General features: G+C 50.5%; 8 protein-coding genes. 5 read left to right on the top strand and 3 right to left on the bottom strand.

Going from position 1 to position 11,784, the window contains the following annotated elements; translation table 11 throughout:
* The first annotated feature begins 326 nt into the window (after window positions 1-326).
* Complete coding sequence (locus tag Q8O92_00240) at window positions 327-1,196, top strand: hypothetical protein (GenBank protein MDP2981741.1); 870 nt, start codon at window positions 327-329, stop codon at window positions 1,194-1,196.
* Here Q8O92_00240 and Q8O92_00235 read toward each other — a convergent pair.
* Together Q8O92_00235 and Q8O92_00230 are read right to left on the bottom strand one after the other, a co-directional pair.
* Window positions 1,165-1,995 (bottom strand): inositol monophosphatase family protein, encoded by an 831-nt coding sequence (locus tag Q8O92_00235; GenBank protein MDP2981740.1) that lies wholly within the window; start codon window positions 1,993-1,995, stop codon window positions 1,165-1,167. The two genes, Q8O92_00240 and Q8O92_00235, sit on opposite strands and share 32 nt — an antisense overlap.
* Window positions 1,996-2,250: 255 nt before the next feature.
* Window positions 2,251-3,342 (bottom strand): phosphotransferase, encoded by a 1,092-nt coding sequence (locus tag Q8O92_00230; protein ID MDP2981739.1) that lies wholly within the window; start codon window positions 3,340-3,342, stop codon window positions 2,251-2,253.
* A gap of 419 nt (window positions 3,343-3,761) precedes the next feature.
* On the opposite strand from Q8O92_00230, the gene Q8O92_00225 reads away from it, so the two are divergent.
* From Q8O92_00225 to Q8O92_00210, 4 genes are all read left to right on the top strand, one after another.
* Window positions 3,762-5,555, top strand: coding sequence for a T9SS type A sorting domain-containing protein (locus Q8O92_00225; GenBank protein MDP2981738.1), 1,794 nt, complete (start codon window positions 3,762-3,764; stop codon window positions 5,553-5,555).
* A 96-nt stretch (window positions 5,556-5,651) separates the two neighbouring features.
* Window positions 5,652-7,424, top strand: coding sequence for a DUF362 domain-containing protein (locus tag Q8O92_00220; GenBank protein ID MDP2981737.1), 1,773 nt, complete (start codon window positions 5,652-5,654; stop codon window positions 7,422-7,424).
* A gap of 74 nt (window positions 7,425-7,498) precedes the next feature.
* Window positions 7,499-8,893: a hypothetical protein gene (locus tag Q8O92_00215; protein ID MDP2981736.1), complete on the top strand. Its 1,395-nt coding sequence runs from the start codon at window positions 7,499-7,501 to the stop codon at window positions 8,891-8,893.
* A 6-nt stretch (window positions 8,894-8,899) separates the two neighbouring features.
* Entirely contained in the window at window positions 8,900-10,423 is a 1,524-nt protein-coding gene (locus Q8O92_00210) for a hypothetical protein (GenBank protein ID MDP2981735.1), read from the top strand.
* Between the two features lie 75 nt (window positions 10,424-10,498).
* On the opposite strand, the gene Q8O92_00205 is transcribed toward Q8O92_00210, so the two are convergent.
* The gene (locus tag Q8O92_00205; protein MDP2981734.1) at window positions 10,499-11,473 is read right to left on the bottom strand and encodes an acetylxylan esterase; all 975 of its coding nucleotides are present in this window, start codon (window positions 11,471-11,473) and stop codon (window positions 10,499-10,501) included.
* Window positions 11,474-11,784 lie beyond the last annotated feature (311 nt).

The raw sequence follows: 11,784 nt of genomic DNA, 5'->3' as shown, positions 1-11,784 counted from the left end.
TGTAGTACAGAAATAGATATCATAAGATTGTCCGAATATTGTGTTTTGACTAACCACATTAGAAGAATCGGGTTCACCGCATATCGGGCAAATAATCGGTTTATTGTTTTTTATAATTTCACTATTCCCGTTCGGTGTTATTGCTCCGGTGATTAAATAGTGTTAATTGAACTTGTTTAATAAACGGGTATCCTTTTATCTTTTACCCCCCTTCGATAAGGGGGGACTAAGGGGGGATAAAAGACTTCTTTTACATCACTCTGTTGTCAATATTTAATCGCCGAAGCAATAGCAGCACATTACGAATATCTTAACCGGCAATCGAAATGAACAGTCGCCATTCAATCATTGTAACACTTTTTCTTATAACCATCCTGAACGGCGGTTGTCTCGATATTTTTTCATCGGGCGGCGGCTCATTTGTAAAGATTCATTATGTGGCAATCGATATCGATGATGTTTTCATGTCCCCGCATTCTCCTGTGGATGTGAAAATGAATGCCGGGGATGTGATGCGGCTTTTGGAGCTTACGAATAAAATCGGAAACTCGTTCGGGAGCGACTTCAAATTTTCATTGGGCTTTAACGATGGATACTTCGACATGACCAATCCGGGAGACCTCGCATTGATAGAACATGCGGGCGATTTCGTTTGGTTCGTCCATCTGCCCCGTCACGAGCATGTGAAGGGAAACTCCCTCTCCAAGGAGAAAATCGAAAATCTCATGGCCGAAAGCGCTCATTTTGAAAATTCAAAAGGTATTTCTCCGCATGTGTCGAAAACTTACATGATAACGCCAAAAAACGAGGGGACATGGCCGCCCTACGAACCGCTGTATGAATCCTTCAACAAATTCGGGATACTTTATACCGCAAACAGCAACATCAAATCGATGTACGAATACGAGGGTGTCAGGGTTTTTCCGAGAACTCTCCTGGGAATCGGTTCGAGTAAACACAGCGCGGAAGATGTCTCGCGGGCTAAAATCCTCAGTCTTGCAAGATGGCTTTATTATGAATTATTGATTAATGATATCACATTGATTGGCGCTCATCAGGCCAATTTTACCGACAACCGCCCGGCGGAAAAAATCTTCGAGGAGCTTATTCCGATACTTCTCGCAAACAAAAATCACAAGTTCATATTCCTGCCCGCTGAAAAAGCTATAGAGGCTTATCTGAACTCACAGGAATAGTCCTTGCTTTTTGCAGTTCTTCCACGAGTTCACTATGTATATGGCCGTTGGATGAAACCACCTGATTTTTGTAGATCGAGAGGGGCCGTTCTTCGAGATCGGTCACTTTCCCGCCTGCCTCAGTCACAAGGAGAGTCCCGGCGGCAATATCCCAGGGTGAAATAATTATCTCCCAGTAGCCGTCGCACCTCCCCATAGCGGTATAGGCAAGGTTCAGCGCTGCGGAGCCGTCACGGCGTATTCCTTCGGTTTTCATAATCAGGCGGTTGAACTGGGCCAGATTATTATCGGGCCGCTCCCTGATTTCATAGGGGAATCCGGTCGCCAGCAGACTCTTTTCCAGCGTATCGATCTTCGATACATGAATCGGCTCATCATTCATGTATGCCCCCTGCCCCTTCACCGCATGGAAATATTCCTCACGGATCGGATTGTACACGATACCGATCTCGACTGTTCCCTGGATTTCCAGCGCTACAGAGACTGCCACCACCGGATAATCATGGGAATAGTTCACCGTACCGTCCAGGGGATCGATAATCCAGCGATAGGGTGAGCCGCTGAGCGCAAGCTGGGATTCCTCCGTGATGATATCGTGATCGGGGAAACGGCTTCTGATGATATCGATAATGGCTTTCTCCGATTTCAAATCCACATCGGTCACCGGATTGATACGGCCTTTGAACGTGATTTCTTTCAGTTTCCCGAATTGATCTTTGATAATCCTTCCGCTCTCACGGGCGGCGCGGGTGGCGGTTTGAAAATAATCGTTCATCGCAACAAGTTTTGATTCATTCATCGTTTATAAGCCTTTTGAAAAGTGAAATTTTATTTGTTCCATGCACAGGGTCAGTTTTACATTATTTTCTGATGTTTATAAACCTCACCCCCTGTCCCCCTCTCCCAGTCAGGAGAGGGGGTAACTCATTGCTAGCTATGTTTTTACCCTCTCCTGGATAGGAGAGGGTGGCCGAAGGCCGGGTGAGGTTTTCGTCAATTCAGAGAGCTTTTAAAATACTTTTTGCCGGATATTCATCCTTCAGATTTCAGATTTTCATCTACCATCCGTCTTTTCAATAAATTCCGCCATGCTCTTTAGCGCCAGGAGGTATCGTGCGACAGCCTGGGTTTTGTCCGCCAGGGGAACCATGCAGAACGAATAAAATGCCTTGATGAATATCCAGCGCCTCTCCCACCCCCGTTCTTCTGCGAAAAGAGGAGCATAGGCAGAATCGGCCATACGCTCATAGTACCAGTCTGAGAGTTGAAGACGATGAAGATTTTCCAGATCGCCGGAATGGGAATGAATGATCAGTGAAGCCCGGTTTCCCCGGAGGTTAACGCTAAACTGACCCATGCGAAGGGCAGGCAGCTCCCCGGAAAGCCAGTCACCCATTTTATTGAGGTCGAGGATGAAATCCCCGCGGTGCACTCCGCGGACGCTCACCGGGTCCAGAAGAATCCACCGTCCGGTAAGGTGGTTGAAAAGAATATTTTCCGGGAAAAAATCGCCATGGAGGAAGCGTTCGCGGTAAGGGGTGAGAATGGCTCGCAAGCGGGTAGTGTTTTGAAAAAGCTCCGACAGTTCCATGATGCAGGGCGCGGGCCTTCCGTTGATCACAAGGTTTTCCACGGTTAAAAGGGGAAAAAAGTCTTTCTCGCTCTCCGCCCAGGCAATGCTCTCGCGCATGGCAGTGAGCATGGTCTTCTCTGCATAATCGGCTGCCGGCGCCCGCTCATCCAGCCGGAAATACCGGAAGGCGGTATCCACAATTTCTCCCAGGACGCGCCTTGCTTCACCTGCATTCATGCCGCCTTCCAGTATGTGTTTTGACAGGGTTACCCAGCCGTCTTCGGGTGAATAGTAAGGCATGTCATAGAAGATGCAGGCGGGCAGCTCCGGTGAATCCTCCGGCTGGTCACCCAGGTTAGTGTGAAGAACCGGCGGGAAACACCGTCTGAGTTCTTCCGGTAGAGAGAGAAGGAGGCGGATCTCTCTTGCCAGCGCTGTCCTGCTGAATGGGAAAGCGTCCGGGTTGGAGGCTTTCCGGATGATACGCGTACCGCCGCAGGCGCCCAAAAAGAGGGTTTCTGCGAATCCTGGGCCTTTGAAAATGCGTTCCGTCCGAAAATCCATATGGGTCATTAAAATTTATAACTCCTGTCGACTCTCTAAAAATAAGTGCTGAAAACATGTTCTGCAAGACACGGTTCATGAAAAGTTTTGGGCGGCTCATATGTTTGATCACTTCATCCAATATACTCTTTTTTATGGAGGTTAGCTATTTCTATATGCTCCTTCTATTCAACTCCTTGAATAATATCTATCCTATCTTCTGATGATTTTCAGACTTTTGAAAAAAGCTCTTTCGAGCGAAAATTTTTATTTTTTCATAATTTTTTATTTTTATCTTGACATTTTTTTTAATAAATCATATATATGCAAAAATACAGTATAATTATTAATCAGAATGATAAAGGAGGCGATCTATTGTAGACGACTTGTGGTTAATCTTTGGGGGAGTGTAGTTACTTTCATGTATTATCTTCAAGAGGGGGAAGAAAATGAAAAAAGTGATCTTAGTTGCCCTGTCTGCCGCTTTTTTTTCTACCAGTGTTTTTGCCGCCAACTTCAGTCCCAAACAGCTTCGTCTTTCTGCACCGAGCAAAGTTGCTTACAATTTTGACAGTAAAATTTTGGAAATTCCAGTAACCGTGTCCGGTATGAATGCTGGTGTAATCTTCTGTGTATACACAAAAAACAAGGGAGCATCCATCGGAAAAATCCAGAACGGTTACCTGGGTTGGCACTATGTCAATAAGATTGACACAGCCATGTATATTTCCCCGTTGACCGACTTGGCTGTTGGCAAGAGCAATATCATGTGGAATGGGAGAGGCAAGCTAGGCGCAATTGTGCCGGCTGATGATTATACCTACTATCTCTGGGCTTATGACAACAAGAATCCCAAGGTATATGCATCACGCTATATGACTTCCATCATGCACAATGAGGGGAAACAGATACATATCCAGGAATTGGACACGAAGGGTCTTCCCCTGGCCAATCCATTAGTGACCATGCAACATGCTTTCAACGGAAACAAGGCAAAATGGTCGATCGGAAGCGATCCATATGATTCATCGTATGTCGAGACCTGCAACGTGAGAGTTATAACAAACTGGAGCTTTGATCGTTCTATCTGCCCGTCGCCCAAAGATTTCTCAAGTGTTTTTGTTTCAGGCGGATTATCAAGGAGCATTGGAAAAGCCAAAGGTGTCTGGAAAATGAAATGGGTTCCCAACGGCAGCGCGATCGTGGATGTCAACTGGGGGACCAACGGGTTTGCGGGCATATCAGTAGCATATAATCCCTTTGGCGGACCGGAAGCAGACGAAAATAATGTGTACTGGTTTGACAACAATTACTACGGCTACAATGACAACTTGCCGGCAGCCATATTTTATACTTTTGATCTGAATGACGGCTCATTAGTGAGAAAGTTCGATGTGACAAGCTGGTGGGCCCGACCGGATGATTACAAAGCAGGCGGCCAACTGAACGGCGGCCCGAACGGTTTTTCTTTGCGGAATGGGAAATTAATTATGGGCAGCCATACATCCTGCCTTACTCAACTGGTTGATCCTTATGTAGAAAATGATAAAGATTTTATTGTTTGGGCTAACCAAAACGGTGATTATTACTTTGATCACAATTTCGATCCCACCTCCAAGATGAAATGGGTGTGCAATGATTTTCTGACACCGCCTTTCACAACCTCATTCGATGCGGACGACAACGGATTCGTTTCGGGCGCGGTCTATGACCTTGGGGCGGTTTCCTTTGGTTTCGAGGGACCGGACGGTACAGGTATCGCTAATCTTGCTTTCGCAGGCGAGACAGCCTCACGGAAGTTTTATGTGAATTATGTCGATTACGGTTCTCCTTTCGACGGTATATATACGGACAACCAGGGCTCGATTCCGAAAGATGTAAACCCAAAACAGGCCATTGTTCCCGGTTTCATGTATATCGCGCATGACTCCATTAAAGGAACCATAGGTATGCAAATCGGTGTGGAAGAAGCTGAGCCGCAGGCTTTCACAGTCAACCAGAACACTCCGAATCCGTTCAATCCCTCAACTACCATCAATTTCACCCTGGCAAAAGCAGGCAAGGTTACGGTCGATATATTCAACGTTTCCGGCCAGCGGATTGAAACATTGGTGAATACGACCATGAATGCCGGCGCCCATTCGGTGACCTGGAACGCTTCGAATCAGTCTGCCGGGGTCTATTTCTACACGGTAAAATCCGGAAACGATGCACGAACCATGAAGATGACCCTGATCAAATAAAGAATTATAAGTAAATTTCTTTACCAACCTTTTTTGGGGATGAACCGAAAAATTAGACAGGATTAACAGGATTTACAGGCAATAGGGAGTTTCTGCATGAAGAGAAGGGAGTTTTTTCGGAGATCGGGAACTGCAGGTTCCCTGCTTGCCGGAACGCAGTTGGTGCAGATTGTTCGTCCTGACGCCGCCAAAGCAGCCCCTGCCGACGCAGGAGGGGGAAAGCCCCTGGTAAGCATCTGCGGATCCAACGATCCGCAGCTCCGTAATCCCGCCCCGCTCGGGGAGCATCTGACTACCGGGCAGGTGCGGGATGTTGTATGGCTTGCCCTGGATCGCGATACCTCTCCCGGCAACTTGAGACAGATTGTGAAAAAGGACAGTTGGGTGATCTTGAAACCCAACATCGTAACCTGCAACGCCCCGAGCATGAATGATTTCCCCGCGGAAGGCGTCCTTCATTATGGGCTGATAACCGACCTGCGGGTCATGAAAGCGATCGCGGAATACCTGGTGGAGAAGGTTGGCCCGAAACGTATCAGCATCGCGGAGGGCGGTGTCTGGCCGACAGTGGGTGAAAAAGGCAGACAAGGCCAGGTATACACCGTAGATGGATGGAACTGCACCTATGAGGAATTCGGCGGCCTCTCCTACAGAGGAATTGCGGCGGAACTCAACGGAAAACAGAAAACCACCAATGTCGATATCATCGATCTGGAAGAAGACCAAGGTGTATATGTGAAAATCACCGATCCCCACGACACCGGAATCGTGTCTTACCAGGATGTGACTCCGGGGAATAAGGACGGCACTTCCAAAGACAAATGGTCCAAGCGTCAGGGCTTTTCAGTCTCCAAATCGGTCATTGACTGCGATGTGCTCATCAGCGTGCCGGTTATGAAAACCCATTCCAGCGCAGGAGTCACCCTCTGTCTGAAGAACCTCATGGGATGTTTGCACAGCCCCTCCTACGGCATCAAACGCTCCAAGGCGCCGGTGCACCAGGGGAGCCAGCTCGGCCTGATCCGGGGAATAGCCGATCTGTCCTGCGTTCTTGCGCCCGATTACGCGGTGGTCGAGAGCTTCTGGGGTACCGAGACTCAGCACCTGGGGCAGAACGGGGTCAATCTCAATCACAACGTGGTTGTGGCGGGAAGGGATGTTGTTTCAGTGGAGGCGGTAACCCATCTTGTTATGGGATTCAATCCCCTCGATTCAGATCTTCTGCGTATGATGAACCGTAAGAAGATGGGAGAGTGGAATCCTGATTCCATAACCATTTCCGGCCCGCCGGTCAAATCGCTCAGCCGTAACTTCATCCGCGCGGCAAACACCTACTTTGCCCGTGGAGTCCGAAAATGGCTGATTGCGGGCCCTTTGCCGAAACCTCTTGAAAAAGCCGCGGAGCTGAAACCGGTACAGGGTGATTCGCTTACCGGGGCATCATGGACTCTCCTCGACGGTGATGAAATCATCGATGCAGGCGTCAATGTCTCCACCCCCTTTCTCCTCCAGAAATGCCTCATGTACGGCATACCGGGCAGCGACAAGGCTTCCGAAGGATCTATCTACTATCTGGCGCTCCGCATTCTCACTCCGCGGAAAGACCTCTGCGGACAGCTCCTTGTCGGTCTTGAGGGCGGGGAACTGAAAGCCTTTTACAACGGAAGACCGGTGAACTTCGACCGGGACCCCGTACCCTATAATCCCACTCCCATTCCGTTCATAAAGCTGCTGGAGGGGGAAAATATGCTGGTTCTTGAGCTGAAAAAAGGAAAAGGGGACGGAAATCTCAAACTGGCTGCCAATGTCTGTGATCTGGATGGCGACCGCCTGCCGGATATCACCTATGTACCGAAAGGAGAAGGGTGAAAATTTCCGTATATGTTTCCCTTGTTTCGTTTACCCCTCTGTAAAGAAAACGATTCTCAAATTCGGAGAAAACCATGAAATACCGCTCCCTGGCTCTCATGCTTTTCCTGTTCGCGGCTGGAGGACTCTCGATCATGTCCGCCGTCTCCCAGAACACAAAATCGAAATCGTTTGTACCTCAGTACAACCGGCTCGACAATTTCGCCGACCTTTACCTTCGGGGCTCCTATGACATCCTGCACATGATAAAGGTGCGTGAAATGGGCAAGATAGGCCAGGCCGCGAAAATAGCCGCCCAGCGCAAGCTCGCCGGGGGAAAGATTGTCTCCCATATCGGCACCCCCCATATTATGTATGCCGGAGCCTGCACTGACGATGTGCCGGGTAATCCCAACATCGCCCCCGATTACAAGTCTACCGATCCCCGGTACAGGGCGTCGCTGGCGGATCTGGGACAGGGAGATTTTATCATCATCGCGGGACCCACCAACCAGGAGTTGCGAAAAAAAGGTTGTTACTTTCTCGGCGTCGGATATCCCATGTCCACCAACCGTTATTCCCCTCCGAACTACAACGACAATCCCAATGTCCCCATGGAATCGCAGGTGGACATGATGATATACGATTGGGCGCCCAAGGAGGATGGTCTGGTGACCCCTTCTTTAACTCCTCATCTGAAAATCTGTCCCACCAGCCCGATAACCGTAGTGGAATACTGGCTTATCATGGCGCAGATAGCCCACAACATCGCCAATAAAGATACTTCCGGATCTTTTAACGCGTCGCAGGCCTACATCGACACCCTCATGAACCGGTTGGAAATTTTCCACGAACGCTCTATCGCCGAAGTAAACAAAATCGGACCCGTGATCGCCGACCGGGTGCTCTCCGGCGGCAAGATTTATCCCTGGAGCTCACGGTGGGAGTTTTACCAGGAGGCGAGCGGGACTGCAGGCTCTGTCATGGGGATATTTCCTATTCCTCCCGGAGGATTCTACTCCGGGCCCGGAGCGATGAATCCGCTGAAACTCAATCCGGACAGCCTCACATCGAAGGATGTAGTGATCCTGGCGATGGCCGGTTCCACACCCCAGGCGGAGATAGAAATGGCTCAGAAAGCAAGGGCGAAGGGGGTGCTCCTTATCGGCATCTACCCATTTACCCGCGAGGATGGTTTCTCCACCTCCCCTCTCCGGAAGCTTTGCACGGTCAGTCTGAACAACCTGAGCGGCGACCGTGACGGCGTTCTTTCCATTCCCGGCTATCCGGCCAAGATCATCCCCACGGTTGCGCCGATGAATAACTATGCATTCTGGTCGATTATCGGGGCCTATGTCCAGTCCATGGAGATGCGCGGGGAAGCCCCCTACTACTGGATGAGCTGGCACGTTCCCTACTATAACGCGCCAAGAAGGGGACATGCCTATACAGACTCGATCGAGCCCTATTTCCTGAAAAGGGGGTATTAAAAACATTTGCGTGTAATACCGGATTCTGAAGGTGTTGTCCGAGAAGTTAAGCGCCGGACACGGAAGAATATCGCTTTTGCTCTCCTCGCATGTATTGCGGCGACGCCCCTGGCAGAAACGATGATGGAGTTCGATCCCGTGATGGGGGGAGGTCCTCCGTTCCGCAGGCTGTTCCTCGACGCTATGGTGACGGAGGAATCCGCCGGTCTGGAGAAGGTATTCCATGCCGCGAGGAAATATGAAGGCAATCCTATCTTCAAAGGAGAAGCTGCATGGGAAGGCTGGGGCCCGAACCTCGGCGGGACAGTCATCAGGCACGATGGCGGCTTCCGCATGTATTACTACTGCATCAGCGACGACGAGCCTACCAATGTGTGCATGGCGGAGTCGAAGAACGGTATTCACTGGACTCGTCCGAACCTCGGCCTTGTGGAATGGAAGGGATCGAAAAAGAACAACATCATAGAGTGCTCTACCATGGTGGGCAGGCTCGCCTATTCCGATACTCTCGAACGCGCCTGGATCACCTTCAGCAACAAGCGCCTGGGGTATTCACCGGATGGCCTGCATTGGACCTGGGATCAGAGCAAGGGAGAGCTGTTCAACTCGTCAGATGTGATTAACTGGTTCTTCGACCCATACCGAAACAGGATGTGCGCGACATGGAAGTGCAGCAACCGGCGTCATCGCGCGTGCGGGGTGGTGTGGTCAAAGGATCTCGTAAAGTGGGAGAAACCATACAACGGGCCCGTTTTCGTGGCCGACGACCTTGATCCTGACCCGACCCAGATATACGGGATGCCGGTATTCGCATATCAGGGCATGTATATAGGAATGCCGCTCATCTACCATGCCAGGTGGCTGAAGTACGGCAAGTACACCTCTCCGAATGTGATGTTCGAGGCCCAGGAGGGAAGCCCTAAAAACGGCGACATCCAGCTTGCATGGAGCTGGGACCTCATCAACTGGACCCGGACCGCCAAACGCGAGCCGTTCATCCCCAACGGCCAGGACAGGGCGTTCGACTGCGGTTTTATCGGGACCGCGCGGGAACCCCTGGTCATGGGGGACGAGTTGTGGTTTTACTACTCCGGATGGGATCAGGTTCATGTTAACAAGGGGAACCCCTGGGATATCAAGAACCCTAAAGCTGCGGTCGGCCTCGCGACTATACGGCTGGACGGGTTCTGCTCCATGAGCGCGGGAAAGAAGGAAGGCTGGTTGATATCGAGGAGAGAGGTCTTCAACACTCCGAAGGTAACAATCAATGCAAGGTGCGCTCCAGGCGGGTATATAGCAGCAGAGTTGGTGGACAGGAACAACAATGTGATCGGGGGATTTGAAAAGAACCGCTGCATTCCGTTTACCGGCGACTCCGTGCGCGGGGAGCTTGCCTGGAAGACGAAAGAGTTCCCCAAAGAATTCATCGATAAAGACAAAAAAGTGAAGTTCTACCTGGAAAACGCCGACCTTTATTCGTACCTGCCATGCGACATCAACCAGCAGATCGACGACGGCCGGCCTGATTAGGGATATAGTGCTGCCTCTTTCCGAGCGTCGCTCCCCTGTTCCCTCTCTCCCATCCCTCCCAGCATTGGTGAAGTGTCACTTCTTAATAATTTTCCCGAGAAACTTTATCTCGTCCACTACCTGGTGCGTTCCGCCGCCGTCATGCATGTTGAACCGCCAGATACGGATGTCTTTTTCCCCGGTGTAGTGATTATAGGCGGCAAATACGGTCGAGGGCGGGCAGATGTCGTCCATAAGACCTACCGAGAACAACGCTTTCGCCTTTGCCCGCGCCGCGAAATTGACGCCGTCGAAATAGGAAAGGGTGGTGAACACCCGGTCCTCGCAGTCACGGTGCACTTTGAGGTAGCGGGTGATCTCCACATAGGGAGCAGTGTCGATCAGCTCGATGGCGCGCCGATAATGGCAGAGGAAGGGAACGTTGAGCAGCGCAGCCCTGACTTTCGGCGAAAGGCCGGCCACAGCGAGAGTGATGCCTCCACCCTGGCTCACCCCGCGCACAGCGATCCTGTCCGGGTCTACTGCCTCATGCGCACAAGCAGCCTCTATCGCCCGTACCGCATCGGTGAATACCCGGCGATAATAGTATGTCGCAGGATCGAGGATGCCCCTGGTCATGAATCCGGGATAGTGGGGATTTGAGCCGGCTGGTTCCGGGTCCGGGGTGTCGCCGGGCAGCCAGGAGCTCCCCTGGCCCCTGGTGTCCATGATGAAGTGGGCATAACCGGCGGAAGCCCAGATGAGCCAGTCCATCGGGAACCCTCTCCCGCCGCCGTATCCGATGTATTCAACCACACAGGGCAGCCTTCCCTCACGGCCCTTTGGAAGATTCAGCCAGCCTTTGACCGGCTGGCCGCCATATCCGCTGAAGGTAACATCCAGTGTTTCGAGTGCTGAAAGACCGTAATCCACCGGTTTGAATTCGGCGGCGAGAGGAAACTCACGCGATTCGGCGAGCGTTGCAGCCCAGAATGCATCGAAATCCGCCGGTTCCTTGCGGTCAGGTTTATATACTTTCAGTTGGTCTTCTGACAGATCAAAATAGGGCATACATACTCCTAAGAATAAAAGAGGGATAAGAAAATCTCTCACAAAGTTCGCAAAGTCCGCAAAGAAAGAAGAATTATTGACAGGATTTACATGATGATACGGTAAAAAGTATTATAAAGTTCTCGGAATTGATAAAAACCTCACCCGGCCTTCGGCCACCCTCTCCTAATTAGGAGAGGGTTAATGGAAAGTCGCATAATGAGTTACCCCCTCTCCTGACTAGGAGAGGGGGACAGGGGGTGAGGTAAAGATACACCAGAAAATAATGTACAACAGACTTTTTGCCTGAGCATCTTCATTTGATATAATTT

Origin of the sequence: Candidatus Latescibacter sp., from assembly GCA_030692375.1 — a bacterium.
In the GTDB taxonomy this organism is placed as follows: Bacteria; Latescibacterota; Latescibacteria; order Latescibacterales; family Latescibacteraceae; genus JAUYCD01.
Note: the sequence above shows the minus strand (reverse complement) of the source record. Positions and strands in the feature narration are given on the sequence as shown.

Coding starts and splice junctions, on each gene's coding strand:
- Q8O92_00240 (MDP2981741.1), top strand. CDS start 327: ATGAACAGTCGCCATTCAATCATTGTAACACTTTTTCTTATAACCATC.
- Q8O92_00235 (MDP2981740.1), bottom strand. CDS start 1,995: ATGAATGAATCAAAACTTGTTGCGATGAACGATTATTTTCAAACCGCC.
- Q8O92_00230 (MDP2981739.1), bottom strand. CDS start 3,342: ATGACCCATATGGATTTTCGGACGGAACGCATTTTCAAAGGCCCAGGA.
- Q8O92_00225 (MDP2981738.1), top strand. CDS start 3,762: ATGAAAAAAGTGATCTTAGTTGCCCTGTCTGCCGCTTTTTTTTCTACC.
- Q8O92_00220 (MDP2981737.1), top strand. CDS start 5,652: ATGAAGAGAAGGGAGTTTTTTCGGAGATCGGGAACTGCAGGTTCCCTG.
- Q8O92_00215 (MDP2981736.1), top strand. CDS start 7,499: ATGAAATACCGCTCCCTGGCTCTCATGCTTTTCCTGTTCGCGGCTGGA.
- Q8O92_00205 (MDP2981734.1), bottom strand. CDS start 11,473: ATGCCCTATTTTGATCTGTCAGAAGACCAACTGAAAGTATATAAACCT.